This window comes from Pseudomonas sp. S3E17, from assembly GCF_024168685.1.
GTDB classification, from domain to species: Bacteria; Pseudomonadota; Gammaproteobacteria; order Pseudomonadales; family Pseudomonadaceae; genus Aquipseudomonas; species Aquipseudomonas marginalis.
In genome coordinates, this window is record NZ_JALJWE010000001.1 from 4,321,410 (window position 1) to 4,338,908 (window position 17,499).

Here is a 17,499-nt window from a genome sequence, read left to right on the forward strand (position 1 = left end):
TCTAAGTAAGGACCTGTCATGAGCAACACGCGTATTGCCTTTATCGGCGCCGGCAACATGGCGGCCAGCCTGATCGGCGGCCTGCGGGCCAAGGGCCTGGAAGCGGCGCAGATCCGCGCCAGCGACCCGGGCGCCGAGACCCGTGCCCGCGTCAGCGCCGAGCACGGTATCGAAACCTTCGCCGATAACGCCGAAGCCATCCAAGGTGTCGATGTGATCGTGCTGGCGGTCAAGCCACAGGCCATGAAGGCCGTGTGCGAAAGCCTGCGCCCAAGCCTGCAGCCGCACCAACTGGTGGTGTCGATCGCCGCCGGCATCACCTGCGCCAGCATGAACAACTGGCTCGGCGCGCAACCGATCGTACGTTGCATGCCCAACACCCCGGCGCTGCTGCGCCAGGGCGTGAGCGGTTTGTACGCCACCCACGAGGTGACCGCCGAGCAACGTGACCAGGCCCAGGAACTGCTGTCCGCCGTGGGCATCGCCCTGTGGCTGGAACAGGAGCAGCAACTGGACGCGGTCACCGCCGTGTCGGGCAGCGGCCCGGCTTACTTCTTCCTACTGATCGAGGCCATGACCGCCGCCGGCGTGAAACTGGGCCTGCCACAGCAAGTCGCCGAGCAACTGGCCGAGCAAACCGCCCTGGGCGCCGCGAAAATGGCTGTCTCCAGTGAAGTGGACGCTGCCGAGTTGCGCCGCCGCGTCACCTCCCCCGGCGGCACCACGCAGGCTGCCATCGAATCGTTCCAGGCCGGGGGCTTTGAAGCCCTGGTGGAAAAAGCACTGGGTGCCGCAGCACATCGTTCGGCTGAAATGGCCGAGCAGCTGGGCAAATAGTCGTACCCCTACGAAGGAATAAATGATGCTTGGACTCAATGACGCCGTCATCTTCATCATCCAGACCTTGGGCAGCCTGTACCTGCTGATCGTGCTGATGCGTTTTATCCTGCAACTGGTGCGGGCGAACTTCTACAACCCGCTGTGCCAATTCGTGGTGAAGGCCACCCAACCGCTGCTCAAGCCCCTGCGTCGAGTGGTCCCGAGCATGTTCGGCCTGGACATGTCGTCGCTGGTGCTGGCATTGCTGCTGCAGATCCTGCTGTTCGCGCTGGTCCTGATGCTCAAGGGCTACCTGCCTTACACCGTGCTGCTGTTGCCATGGGCACTGATCGGGATCTTCTCGTTGTTTTTGAAGATCATCTTCTGGTCGATGATCATCAGCGTGATCCTGTCCTGGGTCGCACCGGGTAGCCGCAGCCCAGGTGCCGAGCTGGTGTCTCAGATCACCGAGCCGGTGCTCGCGCCGTTCCGTCGCTGGGTGCCCAACCTCGGCGGCCTGGATATTTCGCCGATCTTCGCGTTTATCGCGATCCAGCTGATACAAGGCTGGGGCATCCCGTACCTGGCTGACTTCGCGAACATGCCCAAGTTACTGTTCGGGCTGATCTGACAGGCGAAGCAAATGCAGGAGGGGCGGTGCGACGATTCGACCGGCCCCCTCCCACATTTGGCCTTTGCTTGCCGCTGGGTGCATCGGTCTTTAGACTTACGCCTCATTTAAACGAGAGCAGGGTCGATGCCAGCTGCCTTCCCCCCCGATTCTGTTGGACTGGTCGTGCCCCAAGTGGCGCACTTCAGCGAACCGCTGGCCTTGGCCTGCGGCCGTTCGTTGCCCGCCTACGACCTGATCTATGAAACCTACGGCCAACTGAACGCCACGGCGAGCAACGCCGTGCTGATCTGCCACGCCCTCTCCGGCCATCATCACGCCGCTGGTTTCCACAGCGTTGACGAGCGCAAGCCTGGCTGGTGGGACAGTTGCATCGGCCCCGGCAAGCCCATCGACACCAACAAGTTCTTTGTCGTCAGCCTGAACAACCTCGGCGGCTGCAATGGCTCCACCGGCCCCAGCAGCCTCAACCCGGAAACCGGCAAACCGTTCGGCGCCGACTTCCCCGTACTCACCGTGGAAGACTGGGTGCACAGCCAGGCTCGCCTCGCCGACCTGTTGGGCATCCGGCAATGGGCCGCGGTGATCGGCGGCAGCCTGGGCGGCATGCAGGCCCTGCAATGGACCATCACGTATCCGGATCGCGTGCGCCATTGCCTGGCCATCGCCTCGGCGCCCAAATTGTCGGCGCAGAACATCGCCTTCAACGAAGTGGCGCGCCAGGCCATCCTCACCGACCCCGAATTCCACGGCGGTTCGTTCCAGGAAGCCGGTGTGATCCCCAAGCGCGGCTTGATGCTGGCGCGAATGGTCGGGCACATCACCTACCTGTCCGATGACTCCATGGGCGAGAAATTCGGCCGTGGCCTCAAGAGCGAAAAGCTCAACTACGACTTCCACAGCGTCGAGTTCCAAGTGGAAAGCTACCTGCGTTATCAGGGCGAGGAGTTCTCCGGGCGTTTCGACGCCAACACCTACCTGCTGATGACCAAGGCCCTGGACTACTTCGACCCGGCAGCCAACCACGACGACGACCTGGCGAAAACCTTCGAGGGCGCCACGGCCAAGTTTTGCGTCATGTCGTTTACCACCGACTGGCGCTTCTCGCCGGCCCGCTCCCGAGAGCTGGTAGATGCGCTGATGGCGGCCAAGAAAGACGTCTGCTACCTGGAGATCGATGCACCGCAAGGCCATGACGCCTTCCTGATTCCGATCCCGCGCTACCTCCAGGCTTTCAGCAACTACATGAACCGCATTACTTTGTGAGAACGCCATGAGAGCCGACCTGGACATCATCCAAGACTGGATCCCCGCCGGCAGCCGCGTGCTCGACCTGGGCTGCGGCGATGGCGAACTGCTGAGCTGGCTGCGCGACAACAAGCAAGTCACCGGCTACGGCCTGGAAAACGACCCGGACAACATCGCCCAGTGCGTGGCCAAGGGCATCAACGTGATCGAGCAGGACCTGGACAAGGGCCTGGGCAACTTCGCCAGCAACAGCTTCGATATCGTGGTGATGACCCAGGCCCTGCAAGCGGTGCACTACCCGGACCGCATCCTCGACGAAATGCTGCGCGTGGGTCGCCAGTGCATCATCACCTTCCCCAACTTCGGGCACTGGCGCTGCCGCTGGTACCTGGCGACCAAGGGCCGCATGCCGGTCTCGGACTTCCTGCCATACACCTGGTACAACACGCCGAACATCCACTTCTGCACCTTCGAAGACTTCGAAGCCCTGTGTGGCGAGCGTGAAGCCAAGGTGATCAACCGCCTGGCCGTCGATCAACAGCATCGTCACGGCTGGGCAAGCAAGCTATGGCCCAATCTGTTGGGCGAAATTGGTATCTATCGGGTCAGCAGCCCTGGCCTGACGGATCACAAGATTGCCGTCTAATCATTTTCAAGAGGGACGATCATGAGTCGCTTGGCTATTTTTCTACTGACTGCATGCCTGGGCGCCAGCGCCATGGCGGCGGACACTATCGACGCTAATCGCAAGAAAGACTTCGGTGATATCACCGTTCATTACAACACCTTCACCTCCAGCTTCCTGCAGCCGGAAACCGCCCAGAAAGTCGGCGTGGTGCGCAGCAAGGAGAAGGGTTTGATCAATGTGACCGTGATCAAGGGCGTAACCCCGGTGGCAGCGCAGGTGACAGGCACCATCAAGGACCTGGGCGGCAAGAGCGAGATCCTGACGTTCAAGCAAATCGACGAGAAAGGCGGAATCAATTACCTCGCGCCGTACTCCGTGACACAGCGGGAGTACAAGACGTTTACCATCAATGTTGAAACCGGCGGCAAAGCCCATAGCTTCCAATTCAACCAGGAACTGTTTCCGGCGGAATGATGAACCTTACTCAACTCGTATTGGCCAGCCATAACGCCGGCAAGCTCAAAGAACTCCAGGCCATGCTCGGCGAATCCGTGCAGTTGCGCTCGATCGGCGAGTTCAGCCAGGTGGAGCCGGAAGAGACCGGCCTGTCGTTCGTCGAGAACGCCATCCTCAAGGCGCGCAATGCCGCACGCATCTCGGGCCTGCCGGCGCTGGCGGATGACTCGGGGCTGGCAGTGGACTTTCTTGGCGGCGCCCCTGGCATCTATTCGGCGCGTTATGCCGACGGCAAGGGCGACGCGGCCAACAACGCCAAGTTGCTGGACGCCCTCAAAGGCGTACCGGATAACGAACGCGGTGCACAATTCGTCTGCGTGCTGGCCTTGGTGCGGCATGCCGATGACCCGCTGCCGATCCTCTGCGAAGGCCTGTGGCACGGGCGCATCCTGCACGCTGCCAGCGGTGAGCACGGTTTTGGCTATGACCCGCTGTTCTGGGTGCCGGAGCGCAATGTCTCCAGTGCCGAATTGAGCCCGGCCGACAAGAACCAGATCAGCCACCGCGCCCGCGCAATGGATTTGCTGCGCCAGCGCCTGGGCTTGAAATGACCCGGAACACCTCCGCGCAGCCGCTGATCCACGGTGGCGCGCAAACACCTCGGGCGGCGCTGCCGGTGCTGCCGCCCCTGGCGCTGTACATCCACATCCCGTGGTGCGTGCGCAAATGCCCTTACTGCGACTTCAACTCCCACACCGCCAGCAAGGTGCTGCCGGAAGAAGAGTATGTGGACGCCTTGCTGGCCGACCTCGATCAGGACCTGCACGCGGTGTATGGGCGCGAACTGAGTTCGATCTTCTTCGGCGGCGGCACGCCAAGCCTGTTCAGCGCTGCGGCGCTGGGCCGATTGCTCAAAGGCGTGGAAGCACGCATCCCGTTTGCCGGCGACATCGAGATCACCCTGGAAGCCAACCCCGGCACGTTCGAGCAAGAGAAGTTCGTCGCCTACCGCACGCTGGGGATCAACCGGCTGTCCATCGGCATCCAGAGCTTCCAGCAGGAAAAGCTTGAGGCCCTGGGCCGTATCCACAACGGCGACGAGGCAGTACGCGCCGCCGGAATGGCGCGCCAGGCCGGGTTCGACAACTTCAACCTGGACCTGATGCACGGCTTGCCCGATCAGTCCCTGGACGATGCGTTGAGCGACCTGCGCCAGGCTATCGCGCTCAAACCCACACACCTGTCCTGGTACCAGTTGACCCTGGAACCCAACACCGTGTTCTGGAACCAGCCGCCCGCGCTGCCGGAAGACGACACCCTGTGGGACATCCAGGAAGCCGGCCAGGCGCTGCTGGCCGAGCACGGTTACGCACAATACGAAGTGTCGGCCTACGCCCAGCCAGGGCGCCCGGCGCGACATAACCTCAACTACTGGAGCTTCGGCGACTTTATCGGCATCGGCGCCGGGGCCCACGGCAAGCTCAGCCATCCGGACGGACGCATTGTGCGCACCTGGAAGACCCGCGCGCCGAAGGACTACCTCAACCCGGCCAAAAGCTTCCAGGCCGGGGCGAAGGAGCTGACCAACGAAGAGTTGCCGTTCGAGTTCCTGATGAACGCCCTGCGCCTCACCGAGGGCGTCGACGCCACGCTCTATGCCGAGCGCACCGGCCTCGACCTGGCGAGCCTCGACGAGGCGCGGCGCGAGGCAGAACAAAGTGGCTTAATGCAGGTCGAACCGTCACGCCTGGCGGCCACCGATCGCGGGCAACTCTTTCTCAATGACCTGTTGCAGAAGTTTTTGAGCTGATCGCTCTAAGGAAATCGAATGGATCTGGTACTCGACCTGCTCGCCACCGTATCCCGCTGGAGCCGCAGCAACCTGTCGGAAATCTCCCTGGCCCTTGTGGGCTGTTTGCTGGTGCTGTTTGGCGCCGACATCAAGGGCTGGGTCGAAGCACGCCTGGGCAGCGTTGCCGGCGCGTTGCGCGTACCGTTGATGGCCCTGCTGTGCATGATCGGCAGCGGTGCGGCGCTGATCTACGCCACGCCGTGGATTGTGCGGGGATTGAGCCAGTTCAATAACTACAGCCTGGCGCCGGTGTTGGTGGTGGTGCTGGTGCTGATTGGCGTCGTCGCCGATCGCCGCTGATTCCAACCAGGCCAAGACAGGGACGCTCATGAGCAAAAAGCTACTGGACGACACCAGCAAATTCCTAAGCTATGTATTACGCCACGAGCCTCAGGCTATTGGCCTGACGCTGAACACACAGGGCTGGGCAAGCATTGCCGAACTGATCGCCGGCGCCGCCCGAGACGGACGCAGCCTCACCCACGAACTGATCGGGCAGGTGGTGGGTACCAACGAGAAGAAACGCTTTGCACTGTCCGAGGACGGCCAACGTATCCGTGCGATACAAGGCCACTCCAACACAGGAGTGCAACTGCAACTGGATGAGAAACAACCACCGGCCATTCTTTATCACGGCACCGCGACCCGCTTTTTGGAGTCGATTAACGACAAAGGACTGATCCCTGGCTCGCGCCATCATGTCCATTTGTCCGAGCGCGTCGAGACGGCCACTGAGGTGGGGCAACGTTACGGAAAGGTGGTGGTCCTGAAAGTTGATACGCCGAAGATGCTGGCGGAGGGCTTCAAGTTTTATCAGGCGGAGAATGGCGTTTGGCTGACGGACCAGGTTCCTGCTCAATTCCTCGAAACCCTGTAAAGACAAGTTATCTGCCTATACCTCCAGTAGCACACAAACAAATGTGGGAGCGGGCTTGCTCGCGAATGCGGTGTGTCAGCCAGCGTAAATGTCGACTGATCTACCGCATTCGCGAGCAAGCCCGCTCCCACATTTTTTACTGCATTCCAAGCCAGGGACTTGTCAGTCGACTTTCTCGAACTTCAAATCCCAAACCCCATGCCCCAACCGCTCGCCACGACGCTCGAACTTGGTGATCGGGCGTTCGGCCGGGCGTGGTACGCATTTGCCGTCTTGCGCCAGGTTGCGGTAGCCAGGGGCAACGTCCATCACTTCCAGCATGTATTCGGCATAGGGTTCCCAGTCGGTAGCCATATGCAGGATACCGCCGACTTTCAGCTTGCTGCGCACCAGTTCCGCGAAAGAAGCCTGGACGATGCGGCGCTTGTGGTGACGGCTCTTGTGCCATGGATCGGGGAAGAACAGCATCAGGCGGTCGAGGCTGTTGTCGGCGATGCAGCGGTTGAGCACTTCGATCGCGTCGCAGTCATAGACCCGCAGGTTGGTCAGGCCTTGAGTCAACACGCCATTAAGCAGCGCACCGACACCTGGGCGGTGGACTTCCACGCCGATGAAATCCTGTTCCGGCGAGGCTGCGGCCATTTCCAGCAGGGAGTGGCCCATGCCGAAACCGATTTCCAGGGAACGCGGGGCCGAACGGCCGAACACCTGGTCATAGTCCACCGGCGCATCGGCCAGGGGCAGGACGAACAGCGGCGTACCTTGCTCCAGGCCCTTTTGCTGGCCCTCGGTCATGCGGCCGGCGCGCATCACAAAACTCTTGATGCGGCGGTGCTTGGACTCGTCGCCTTCTTCCACGGTGTTCGGCGTTTCGTTTGATTCAGTCATCAATGGCTCTTACTTGATCAGACCATCCAGCGGCGAAGAGGCGCTGGCGTAGAGTTTTTTTGGCATGCGCCCGGCGAGGTAGGCCAGGCGGCCGGCGACGATGGCGTGTTTCATGGCTTCGGCCATCAGCACCGGTTGCTGGGCGTGGGCGATGGCCGAGTTCATCAGCACCGCTTCACAGCCCAGCTCCATGGCGATGGTGGCGTCGGAGGCGGTACCGACACCGGCGTCCACCAAGACCGGGATCTTGGCTTCTTCGAGGATGATCTGCAGGTTGTACGGATTGCAGATACCCAGCCCGGAACCGATCAGGCCGGCCAGCGGCATCACGGCGATACAGCCGATTTCGGCCAGTTGGCGGGCGATGATCGGGTCATCGCTGGTGTAGACCATCACGTCAAAACCTTCCTTGACCAGGGTTTCTGCGGCCTTGAGGGTTTCGATCACGTTGGGGAACAGGGTTTTCTGGTCGGCCAGCACTTCCAGCTTGACCAGGTTGTGGCCGTCGAGCAGTTCACGGGCCAGGCGGCAGGTGCGCACGGCTTCGATGGCGTCGTAGCACCCGGCGGTGTTCGGCAGGAAGGTGTAGCGATCCGGCGACAGCACGTCGAGCAGGTTCGGCTCGCCTTCGATCTGGCCGAGGTTGGTGCGGCGCACGGCGAAGGTCACGATCTCGGCGCCCGAGGCTTCGATGGCCTGGCGGGTTTCTTCCATGTCGCGGTACTTGCCGGTGCCGACCAGCAGACGGGACTGGTAGGTACGACCGGCCAGGACGAAGGGCTTGTCGCTACGAACGATGCTCATGGGAAATCCTCGAAATGGGGTGAGGTTCTGCAGAATCCGGGGCTACATACACGCGTAGGACTAGCCGCCGCCGATGGCGTGGACCACCTCGACCTGGTCACCCTCGGTGAGCGTGGTCTCGGCGTGCTGGCTACGCGGGACGATATCCAGGTTGAGTTCCACTGCGACGCGACGCCCGGTCAGGTCCAGGCGGGTCAGCAGGGCCGCAACGGTTTCACCGTCGGGCAGTTCAAGGGATTCGCCGTTCAACTGAATGCGCATGCCACAGGCCGCCATCGATTTTAGGGGCCAGCATTCTAGCTCGATTGGCACCTGCAGGTCAGCTCCAAGCGTCAAGCGGTCAGTTGCATGCGCCAGGCAGCCAGGCCCAGGAAGAACCAACCCAGCAGGAACGCCAACCCGCCGAAGGGCGTAATGATGCCGAGTTTGCTGATCCCCGTGGTGGTCAGCACGTACAGGCTGCCGGAGAACAGCAGGATACCGACGACAAAGGACACGCCCGCCCACGTCACCAGGCGCCCCGGAATATGCGCCAGCAGCAGCGCCACGCCGAACAGCGCCAAGGTGTGCACCAACTGATAGGTCACGCCGGTGTGAAAGATCGCCAGGTACTCGGCGCTCAGACGGCTTTTCAGGCCATGGGCGGCGAACGCACCGAGGGCGACACCGGTGAAGCCGAAAAAGGCAGCCAGCATCAGAAAGCTACGCAGCATGAGGAACTCCAGTCAGACTCATTGGACAGGGTCTGTATAATGGCCCGCTCAACGGGTTCGGCCAAGCCATCTCTATGCTGCGTGTCCTCTTCAAACGCTTTCTCACCGTCGTGAAATGGTTTGCCATTGGCAGTGTTCTGCTGGTGCTACTGTTCCGTGTCGTCCCGCCGCCCTTTACCGCGCTGATGGTGGAACGCAAGGTCGAATCCTGGTTCGACGGCGAACCCATTGACCTGCAACGCACCTGGGTGCCGTGGGACGAGATCTCCGACGACCTGAAAGTGGCGGTGATGGCCGGTGAAGACCAGCGTTTCCCGCAGCACTGGGGCTTTGATTTCGGCGCGATCCAGGCGGCGCTCCTGCACAACGAGCGCGGCGGTTCGATCCGGGGCGCGAGCACGCTGAGCCAGCAGGTGTCGAAAAACCTGTTCCTGTGGGCGGGTCGCAGTTATTTGCGCAAAGGCCTGGAAGCCTGGTTTACCGGGCTGATCGAGGTGTTGTGGCCCAAGCAGCGGATTCTTGAGGTGTACCTCAACAGCGTGGAATGGGATGAAGGCGTGTTTGGCGCAGAAGCGGCGGCGCGACATCACTTTGGCGTGAGTGCCAAGGGGTTGTCCCGGCAGCAGGCCAGCTACCTGGCGGCGGTGTTGCCTAATCCACGGGTGTGGAGTGCCAGCCATCCGACCGCGTATGTGGCGCGAAGGGCGGCATGGATTCGCCAGCAGATGAGCCAGCTGGGCGGAGAGGGTTACCTGGTGGAACTGAACAATTCCCGCAAAGCACCTTGGTCCGACTGATACAAACAAATGTGGGAGGGGCTTACCCCCTCCCACATGTTCAGGCGGCGATCGACAACTTCAGCTTGTTCATTGCGCTTTTCTCAAGCTGACGAATGCGCTCGGCCGACACGTTGTACTTCTGCGCCAGGTCGTGCAGCGTGGCTTTTTCTTCCGCCAGCCAGCGCTGGTAGAGGATGTCACGGCTACGGTCGTCCAGCACTTCCAGCGCTTCGTGCAGGTTGTGGTTGGAGTTGTCGCTCCAGTCGGCGTCTTCCAGTTGACGCGCCGGGTCGTACCGGTGGTCTTCCAGGTAGTTGGCCGGCGATTGGAAAGCACTGTCGTCGTCCGCTTCGGCGGCCGGGTCGAAGGCCATGTCATGGCCGGTCAGGCGGCTTTCCATCTCGCGCACTTCACGGGGCTCCACGCCGAGGCTTTCGGCCACGCGGTGGACTTCCTCGTTGTTCAGCCACGCCAGGCGTTTTTTCTGGCTGCGCAGGTTGAAGAACAGCTTGCGTTGGGCCTTGGTGGTCGCGACTTTCACGATGCGCCAGTTGCGCAGGATGAACTCGTGGATTTCCGCCTTGATCCAGTGCACGGCAAACGACACCAGGCGCACGCCCATCTCAGGGTTGAAGCGCTTTACAGCCTTCATCAGGCCGACGTTGCCTTCCTGGATCAGGTCAGCCTGGGCCAGGCCGTAGCCGCTATAGCTACGGGCGATATGTACGACAAAACGCAGGTGGGCGAGCACCATCTGCCGAGCCGCCCCCAAATCCTGCTCATAGTAGAGACTCTCGGCCAGTTCACGCTCCTGCTCGGGCGTCAGCAATGGAATGCTGTTGACCGTGTGCACATAGGCTTCCAGGTTCGCACCCGGGACCAAGGCATAAGCAGGTTGCAAAGAAGTGGTCATACGAAAAAACCTCCGACTCACATAACTCGTGCAGTTCAGCACTGCGAAAATTGACCGGGAACCGTAGGACAAGTTCCCTAAACCACTGATACGGTCAATACAAACGAAACCACATTACCCTGACATTAACTACTTCGGTGCCAGCTCGCGTAAATGCCGTGCGACCGCAATCCAGGCACCGATATAACCCAACAATACCGCGCCAAGCAAGAGCGACAGACCATCGGCAACCGGCACCCCGGCCAGGGCAAAATCGCTGCCGTACAAGCCGGCAAGCCCGACAACCGCGTCGTTCAGCCAGTTAAGGCCGAACGCCAGCACGCCCCAGGACAAAATCCCCGCACCCAGGCCATAAAGCGCGCCCATGTACAGAAAAGGCCGACGCACATAGCTGTCCGTGCCGCCGACCAGTTTAATCACTTCTATCTCGGTGCGACGGTTTTCAATATGAAGACGAATGGTATTACCTATCACCAAAAGTAATGCAGACACCAACAGCACTGTCAGGCCGAACACAAACCGATCGCCCAGCTTGAGGATCGCCGCCAGGCGCTCCACCCAGACTAGATCAAGTTGCGCCTGTTGCACCTTCGGCATCTCTGCGAGTTTTTGTCGCAGGGCTTCAAGGCCCGCCTTGTCGACTTCATTCGGCGTCACCAGCACCACGCCCGGCAACGGGTTCTGCGGCAGCTCCTTGAGCGCTTCGCCCAGGCCGGACTGCTGCTGGAACTCCTCAAGTGCCTGATCGCGACTGACGTACTCGGCGTCCGCGACGCCCGGCATGTTCTTGATATCGTCCCGTAGCGCTTCGCCTTCCTTGGTGCTGGCATCCAGGTTCAGGTACAGGGAAATCTGTGCCGCACGCTGCCACGAACCGCCCAGGCGCTCGACATTATTAAGCAGCAGCGACAAGCCCATCGGCAGGCTCAGGGCCACGGCCATCACCAGGCAGGTAAAAAAGCTGCCGATCGGCTGCTTGCCCAGGCGACGCAGGCTGTCCAGCAGGCTGGCGCGATGGCTTTCGATCCAGGCGCGCAGCAGGGTGCTGAAGTCCGGGCCATCGTCATCGTCATGTTTTTTCTTTTTCGGTTGCGGGTCGGCCGGTTTCGGCGCCACACGCTCGGAAACCTTGGGGCTACGTGTTGCACTCATACGCCAGCCTCCCCGTCACCGATCAGGCGACCGCGTTGCAGGGTCAGCATGCGATGGCGCATGCGGGCGATCAGCGCCAGGTCATGGCTGGCGATCAGTACGCTGGTGCCCAGACGGTTGATGTCTTCGAATACGCCCATGATCTCGGCCGCCAGGCGCGGGTCGAGGTTACCGGTGGGTTCGTCCGCCAGCAGCAAGGCCGGGCGATGGACGATGGCGCGGGCAATGCCGACGCGCTGTTGCTGGCCGGTGGACAGGTCGCCGGGGTAGAGGTCGGTCTTGTCCGACAGCGCCACGCGCTCCAGGGCCGAATCCACGCGCTTGACGATTTCGGCCTTGGACAACCCAAGAATCTGCAACGGCAAGGCAATGTTGTTGAACACCGTGCGATCGAACAGCAACTGGTGGTTCTGGAACACCACGCCGATCTGGCGGCGCAGGAACGGGATCTGCGCATTGCTGATGGTGGCCAGGTCCTGGCCCGCCAGCAGCAACTTGCCCGTGGTCGGGCGTTCCATGGCCAGCAGCAGGCGCAACAGCGTACTCTTGCCGGCCCCCGAGTGACCGGTGACAAACAAGAACTCGCCGCGACGCACTCGAAAGCTCAGCTCATGCAAGCCCACATGCCCGTTGGCATAGCGTTTACCGACCTGTTCGAATCGAATCATGAACGCTCCCGCTCGGCAAACAGTGCCTGGACAAAGGGTTCGGCTTCAAAGGTGCGCAGGTCGTCGATGCCTTCACCGACGCCGATATAACGAATCGGCAACCCAAACTGCTTGGCCAGGGCGAAGATCACGCCACCTTTTGCCGTGCCGTCGAGCTTAGTCAAGGCCAGACCGGTCAGCTGAACCGTCTGGTTGAATTGCTTGGCCTGGCTGATGGCGTTCTGGCCGGTACCGGCGTCCAGCACCAGCAGCACTTCGTGCGGGGCGTCTGCGTCGAGCTTGCCGATCACGCGGCGGACTTTCTTCAGCTCTTCCATCAGGTTGTCTTTGGTGTGCAGGCGACCGGCGGTATCCGCGATCAGCACGTCGATGTTACGAGCCTTGGCGGCTTGCACGGCGTCGAAGATCACCGAGGCGGAATCGGCACCGGTGTGCTGGGCGATGACCGGGATCTTGTTGCGCTCCCCCCAGACCTGCAATTGCTCGACGGCAGCGGCGCGGAAGGTGTCGCCGGCGGCGAGCATGACTTTCTTGCCTTCCGACTGCAGCTTCTTGGCCAGTTTTCCGATGGTGGTGGTCTTGCCGGCGCCGTTGACACCCACGACCAGGATCACGAACGGCTTGTTCGGGGTGATCACCAACGGTGCTTCCACGGGCTTGAGCATCGCAGCCAGCTCGGCCTGCAAGGATTTGTAGAGGGCGTCGGCATCGGTCAACTGCTTGCGCGCGACCTTCTGGGTCAGGCTCTGGATGATCACGGCGGTGGCTTCGACGCCCACGTCGGCGGTCAGCAGGCGGGTTTCGATGTCTTCCAGCAGCTCATCGTCGATGACTTTCTTGCCGAGGAACAGGCTGGCCATGCCTTCGCCGATGCTGGCGCTGGTCTTGCTCAGGCCTTGCTTGAGGCGGGCGAAGAAGCCGGTCTTGCTGGTTTCGGTGGGGGCGACGGGCGCTTCGACGACGGCGGGAGCGGCAACCACCGGCTCCACTAGCGCAGGCACGGGGGCGGGAGATTCGACAACGACCGGCTGCGGCTCAACGGTCACCGGAATCGGCGGCACCACATGCTCGGCCTGCACATCTTCAACCAGCGCCACAGGCTCTTCGGGCACCGGCAGCTCAGGCCACGGCTTGTGTTCGGGCTCAGGCTCCACCTCGGCCACCGGCTGCAACACCGGCTCAGCCATCGGCAACACCACCGGCGCCGGCGCTTCGGCAACGGGCTCGGCTTCTACTATAGGCTCGGGGATCGGCTCAGCTTGAACCTGTGGCTGTTCAGCGACGGTTTCCTGCGGCTTTTTGCGCAGCCATCCGAACAGGCCTTTCTTCTCGCCAGCCGCAGCTGGGGTCTTCTTGTCGTCGTTGGAACCAAACATGGAGACGGCTATCTCAAGGTAGCGACGCGCCAAGGGGCACATCGGTAAATAAAATTCGATGCGTAACAGACTGTTTTTTAGCCAGCTCGTTCATGCGCAACATTTTGTAAGGCCTAAATAGGGCCTTAACAAGACAGCCATAGTGGCCGTCCCTAGGTCGGATCAGTATCCTAGCACCTCCTCGCCCGCCGACGCTAAGACCAAGCGAGCAGCCCAACAGGTTTAAAAACGAATGAATGCTCTAGCCCGCCACGCCGCAGGCCTGCTGTTCAGTACAGTTTGTCTGCCCCTTTCAGCCTTGGCTGCCGACCCACAACCCACCCATGAATTCACCCTGGATAACGGCCTCAAGGTGGTCGTGCGCGAAGACCATCGCGCGCCGGTGGTGGTTTCCCAGGTCTGGTACAAGGTCGGTTCGAGCTATGAAACCCCGGGCCAGACCGGTTTATCCCACGCCCTGGAGCACATGATGTTCAAGGGCAGCGCCAAGGTCGGCCCCGGCGAAGCCTCGCTGATCCTGCGTGACCTGGGCGCCGAAGAAAACGCCTTCACCAGCGATGACTACACCGCCTACTACCAGGTGCTGGCCCGTGACCGCCTGGGCGTTGCCTTTGAGCTGGAAGCCGACCGCATGGCCAGCCTGCGCCTGCCGGCCGACGAGTTCAGCCGCGAAATCGAGGTGATCAAGGAAGAACGCCGCCTGCGCACCGACGACAATCCCATGTCCAAGGCCTTCGAGCGCTTCAAGGCGATGGCCTTCCCGGCCAGCGGCTATCACACCCCGACCATCGGCTGGATGGCCGACCTCGACCGCATGAAGGTCGAGGAACTGCGCCACTGGTACCAGTCCTGGTATGTACCGAACAACGCCACGTTGGTGGTGGTCGGCGACGTCACCCCGGACGAGGTAAAAAACCTGGCCCAGCGCTACTTCGGCCCGATCCCCAAGCGTGACGTACCGCCCGCCAAGGTTCCGATGGAGCTGGCCGAGCCCGGCGAGCGCCTGCTGACGATGCATGTGCAGACCCAATTGCCGAGCGTGATCCTGGGCTTCAACGTACCTGGCCTGGCCACCGCCGAAGACAAGCGTTCGGTCCAGGCCCTGCGCCTGATCTCGGCCCTGCTGGACGGCGGCTACAGTGCACGGATCTCCGAACAACTGGAGCGTGGCGAAGAACTGGTCTCCGCCGCGTCCACCAACTACGACGCCTACACCCGGGGCGACAGCCTGTTCACCCTCTCGGCCACCCCGAACCAGCAAAAGAAGAAAACCGTTGCCCAAGCCGAAGCCGGCCTGTGGCGCCTGCTGGAAGAGCTGAAGGCCAAGCCACCGACCGCCGAAGAACTGGAACGCATCCGTGCCCAGGTCATCGCCGGCCTGGTGTACCAACGCGATTCCATCACCAGCCAGGCCACGGCCATTGGCTCCCTGGAAACCGTGGGCCTGTCCTGGAAACTCATGGACACCGAACTGGCCGACCTGCAAAGCGTGACCCCGGAAGATATCCAGAAGGCCGCGCGCACCTATTTCACCCGCGAACGTCTGAGCGTCGCCCATGTTTTGCCTGAGGAGACCGCTCATGAGTGATCGCAAAAGCAGCCGCCTGATCCTGCCGGGCCTGATCGTCGTCACCCTGATCGCGGCGAGCGCCGTGTACTTCCTGCGCCCGAGTGACTCCGTCGCCAGCCAGGCATTGGACAAGGCTCAATCGACCAACAAACTGCAATCCCTGGCGGAGCTGGACGGCAAGGCGCCGACCAACCGCAAGCTCGACGTGCAAACCTGGACCACCGCCGAAGGCGCCAAGGTGCTGTTCGTCGAAGCCCATGAGTTGCCGATGTTCGACATGCGCATCCTGTTCGCCGCCGGCAGCAGCCAGGACGGCAACGTGCCGGGCCTGGCGCTGATGACCAACGCCATGCTCAACGAAGGTGTACCGGGCAAGGATGTGAGCCAGATTGCCAGTGGTTTTGAAGGCCTGGGCGCCGACTTTGGCAATGGCGCTTATCGCGATATGGCGTTGGTGTCCCTGCGCAGCCTCAGCGACAGCGCTAAACGCGAGGCCGCCCTGGCGCTGTTTGACGAGGTGATCGGCAAGCCGACCTTCCCCGCCGACTCCCTGGCGCGGATCAAGAACCAGATCCTCGCCGGCTTTGAATACCAGAAGCAGAACCCCGGCAAACTGGCGAGCCTGGAGTTGTTCAAGCGCCTGTACGGCGATCACCCCTACGCTCACCCTAGTGAAGGCACGCCGCAAAGCGTTCCGAAGATTACCCTCGCGCAGCTGCAGGCGTTCCACGCCAAGGCTTATGCGGCGGGTAATGCGGTGATTGCCGTGGTCGGCGACTTGACCCGCGCCGAAGCCGAAGCAATGACGGCCAAGGTGTCGGCCGCGCTGCCCAAGGGCCCGGCCATGGCGAAGATCGCCCAGCCAACCGAGCCCAAGGCCGGCCTGAGCCATATCGAGTTCCCGTCCAAACAGACTCACCTGCTGTTCGCCCAATTGGGCATCGACCGCGCCGACCCGGACTACGCAGCCCTGTCCCTGGGCAACCAGATCCTCGGCGGCGGTGGCTTCGGCACCCGCTTGATGAGCGAAGTGCGCGAGAAACGCGGCCTGACCTACGGTGTTTACTCGGGCTTCTCGCCGATGCAAGTGCGTGGCCCGTTCATGATCAACCTGCAGACCCGCGCCGAAATGAGCGGCGGCACCCTGCGCCTGGTCGAAGACGTGCTGGCCGACTATCTCAAGACCGGCCCGACGCAAAAGGAGCTGGATGACGCCAAACGCGAGCTGGCCGGCAGCTTCCCGCTGTCCACCGCCAGCAACGCCGACATCGTTGGGCAGCTGGGCGCCATGGGTTTCTACAACCTGCCGCTGAGCTATCTGGAAGATTTCATGAAACAATCCCAGGCCCTGACCGTAGAGCAGGTCAAGGCTGCCTTGAACAAACACTTGAGCGCCGACAAGATGGTCATCGTGACCGCCGGCCCAACGACTGCGCAAAAGCCACTACCGCCCCCCACTGATAAACCTGCCGAGCAGCCGCTCGGGGTTCCGGAGCATTAATGGCCAGTTCATCTCGCCCGAAAAAACCTGTCCACAACGTGCATAACGGTGTGGGCCAACTGCGCATCATTGGCGGCGAATGGGGCAGCCGCAAGCTGAGCTTCCCCGACGTCGTGGGCCTGCGCCCGACGCCGGACCGCGTGCGTGAAACCCTGTTCAACTGGCTGGCGCCGTACATTGCCGGCGCCAAGGTGCTGGACCCGTTCGCCGGCAGTGGCGCGCTGTTCCTGGAGGCGCTGTCCCGTGGCGCGGCCCAGGCCCAGGCGCTGGATGCGAGCAATGTCGCGGTGTCCAGCCTCAAGGAACACCTGGGCACCCTGCGCTGCACCAATGGCCAGGTGCAGACCGCCGACGCCCTGCGCTACCTGGAAACCCAGGCGCCCAGCGCCTACGACGTGGTGTTCCTCGACCCACCGTTCAACCAGAACCTGTTGCCGACCGTGTGCGCCTTGCTCGAAGAGCGCCAATGGCTGGCGCCGGATGCGTGGATCTACACTGAAAGCGAGACCGCGCCGTCTACCCTGGGTTTGCCGGGCGCCTGGCGCCTGCACCGGGAGCAGAAATCCGGTCGTGTGTATTACGCGTTGTGGCATCGATTGGTCGAAAGCGTCGCTTAAAATCTGT

21 protein-coding genes are annotated in these 17,499 nt (G+C 62.0%); 13 read left to right on the top strand and 8 right to left on the bottom strand.

Annotated elements, in window-relative coordinates:
• Nucleotides 1–18: 18 nt before the first annotated feature.
• The 9 genes from proC to J3D60_RS19530 all read left to right on the top strand — a co-directional run bounded on the left by proC (nucleotide 19) and on the right by J3D60_RS19530 (nucleotide 6,511).
• Complete coding sequence (gene proC / locus J3D60_RS19490) at nucleotides 19–837, top strand: pyrroline-5-carboxylate reductase (protein ID WP_027606092.1); 819 nt, start codon at nucleotides 19–21, stop codon at nucleotides 835–837.
• Nucleotides 838–862: 25 nt separating this feature from the next.
• Complete coding sequence (locus J3D60_RS19495; protein WP_065938117.1) at nucleotides 863–1,450, top strand: YggT family protein; 588 nt, start codon at nucleotides 863–865, stop codon at nucleotides 1,448–1,450.
• 126 nt (nucleotides 1,451–1,576) lie between these two features.
• Nucleotides 1,577–2,716: a homoserine O-acetyltransferase gene (locus J3D60_RS19500; protein ID WP_115485575.1), complete on the top strand. Its 1,140-nt coding sequence runs from the start codon at nucleotides 1,577–1,579 to the stop codon at nucleotides 2,714–2,716.
• Between the two features lie 7 nt (nucleotides 2,717–2,723).
• Nucleotides 2,724–3,344 (top strand): methionine biosynthesis protein MetW, encoded by a 621-nt coding sequence (gene metW, locus J3D60_RS19505; RefSeq protein WP_017735309.1) that lies wholly within the window; start codon nucleotides 2,724–2,726, stop codon nucleotides 3,342–3,344.
• Between the two features lie 21 nt (nucleotides 3,345–3,365).
• Nucleotides 3,366–3,800 carry a DUF4426 domain-containing protein gene (locus J3D60_RS19510; RefSeq protein ID WP_027606095.1) on the top strand — a complete coding sequence of 145 codons (435 nt, stop codon included), beginning with the start codon at nucleotides 3,366–3,368 and terminating at the stop codon, nucleotides 3,798–3,800.
• Nucleotides 3,797–4,393 carry an RdgB/HAM1 family non-canonical purine NTP pyrophosphatase gene (gene rdgB, locus J3D60_RS19515; RefSeq protein ID WP_092489433.1) on the top strand — a complete coding sequence of 199 codons (597 nt, stop codon included), beginning with the start codon at nucleotides 3,797–3,799 and terminating at the stop codon, nucleotides 4,391–4,393. Before J3D60_RS19510 ends, rdgB begins: the two co-directional genes overlap by 4 nt.
• Nucleotides 4,390–5,592, top strand: coding sequence for a radical SAM family heme chaperone HemW (gene hemW / locus J3D60_RS19520; protein ID WP_253492475.1), 1,203 nt, complete (start codon nucleotides 4,390–4,392; stop codon nucleotides 5,590–5,592). The genes rdgB and hemW overlap by 4 nt, the downstream gene beginning before the upstream one ends.
• Before the next feature lie 18 nt (nucleotides 5,593–5,610).
• Nucleotides 5,611–5,934, top strand: a complete 324-nt coding sequence (locus tag J3D60_RS19525) for a DUF3392 domain-containing protein (RefSeq protein WP_010207241.1) — start codon at nucleotides 5,611–5,613, stop codon at nucleotides 5,932–5,934.
• Nucleotides 5,935–5,962: 28 nt separating this feature from the next.
• A complete protein-coding gene (locus J3D60_RS19530; RefSeq protein ID WP_253492476.1) occupies nucleotides 5,963–6,511 on the top strand; it encodes an RNA 2'-phosphotransferase in 549 nt (182 codons plus the stop codon).
• A 162-nt stretch (nucleotides 6,512–6,673) separates the two neighbouring features.
• Here J3D60_RS19530 and trmB read toward each other — a convergent pair whose 3' ends face one another.
• From trmB to J3D60_RS19550, 4 genes are all read right to left on the bottom strand, one after another.
• A complete protein-coding gene (gene trmB / locus J3D60_RS19535; protein ID WP_253492478.1) occupies nucleotides 6,674–7,399 on the bottom strand; it encodes a tRNA (guanosine(46)-N7)-methyltransferase TrmB in 726 nt (241 codons plus the stop codon).
• 9 nt (nucleotides 7,400–7,408) lie between these two features.
• On the bottom strand, nucleotides 7,409–8,203 hold the full coding sequence (locus J3D60_RS19540; protein ID WP_108573383.1) for a thiazole synthase: 795 nt from the start codon (nucleotides 8,201–8,203) through the stop codon (nucleotides 7,409–7,411).
• Between the two features lie 60 nt (nucleotides 8,204–8,263).
• Nucleotides 8,264–8,464, bottom strand: a complete 201-nt coding sequence (gene thiS, locus J3D60_RS19545; protein WP_049711100.1) for a sulfur carrier protein ThiS — start codon at nucleotides 8,462–8,464, stop codon at nucleotides 8,264–8,266.
• A 71-nt stretch (nucleotides 8,465–8,535) separates the two neighbouring features.
• Entirely contained in the window at nucleotides 8,536–8,916 is a 381-nt protein-coding gene (locus tag J3D60_RS19550) for a DUF423 domain-containing protein (RefSeq protein ID WP_065938111.1), read from the bottom strand.
• Nucleotides 8,917–8,990: 74 nt separating this feature from the next.
• Between J3D60_RS19550 and mtgA the strand changes: the two genes are divergently transcribed.
• The gene (gene mtgA / locus J3D60_RS19555; protein WP_065938110.1) at nucleotides 8,991–9,713 is read left to right on the top strand and encodes a monofunctional biosynthetic peptidoglycan transglycosylase; all 723 of its coding nucleotides are present in this window, start codon (nucleotides 8,991–8,993) and stop codon (nucleotides 9,711–9,713) included.
• Between the two features lie 40 nt (nucleotides 9,714–9,753).
• Here mtgA and rpoH read toward each other — a convergent pair whose 3' ends face one another.
• The 4 genes from rpoH to ftsY form a co-directional block, all read right to left on the bottom strand.
• Nucleotides 9,754–10,608, bottom strand: coding sequence for an RNA polymerase sigma factor RpoH (gene rpoH / locus J3D60_RS19560; RefSeq protein WP_003176698.1), 855 nt, complete (start codon nucleotides 10,606–10,608; stop codon nucleotides 9,754–9,756).
• Between the two features lie 129 nt (nucleotides 10,609–10,737).
• On the bottom strand, nucleotides 10,738–11,760 hold the full coding sequence (ftsX, locus tag J3D60_RS19565) for a permease-like cell division protein FtsX (protein WP_065923857.1): 1,023 nt from the start codon (nucleotides 11,758–11,760) through the stop codon (nucleotides 10,738–10,740).
• A complete protein-coding gene (ftsE, locus tag J3D60_RS19570; protein ID WP_003213784.1) occupies nucleotides 11,757–12,428 on the bottom strand; it encodes a cell division ATP-binding protein FtsE in 672 nt (223 codons plus the stop codon). Before ftsE ends, ftsX begins: the two co-directional genes overlap by 4 nt.
• Nucleotides 12,425–13,804 (bottom strand): signal recognition particle-docking protein FtsY, encoded by a 1,380-nt coding sequence (gene ftsY / locus J3D60_RS19575; RefSeq protein ID WP_253492481.1) that lies wholly within the window; start codon nucleotides 13,802–13,804, stop codon nucleotides 12,425–12,427. Before ftsY ends, ftsE begins: the two co-directional genes overlap by 4 nt.
• A 232-nt stretch (nucleotides 13,805–14,036) precedes the next feature.
• Here ftsY and J3D60_RS19580 point away from each other — a divergent pair, with 232 nt between their 5' ends.
• The 3 genes from J3D60_RS19580 to rsmD are packed head-to-tail and all read left to right on the top strand — an operon-like array spanning nucleotide 14,037 to nucleotide 17,492.
• Nucleotides 14,037–15,392, top strand: a complete 1,356-nt coding sequence (locus tag J3D60_RS19580) for a pitrilysin family protein (RefSeq protein ID WP_027606105.1) — start codon at nucleotides 14,037–14,039, stop codon at nucleotides 15,390–15,392.
• On the top strand, nucleotides 15,385–16,875 hold the full coding sequence (locus J3D60_RS19585) for a pitrilysin family protein (RefSeq protein WP_065938107.1): 1,491 nt from the start codon (nucleotides 15,385–15,387) through the stop codon (nucleotides 16,873–16,875). The genes J3D60_RS19580 and J3D60_RS19585 overlap by 8 nt, the downstream gene beginning before the upstream one ends.
• Complete coding sequence (gene rsmD / locus J3D60_RS19590) at nucleotides 16,875–17,492, top strand: 16S rRNA (guanine(966)-N(2))-methyltransferase RsmD (RefSeq protein WP_027606107.1); 618 nt, start codon at nucleotides 16,875–16,877, stop codon at nucleotides 17,490–17,492. The genes J3D60_RS19585 and rsmD overlap by 1 nt, the downstream gene beginning before the upstream one ends.
• The last annotated feature ends 7 nt before the right edge of the window (nucleotides 17,493–17,499 follow it).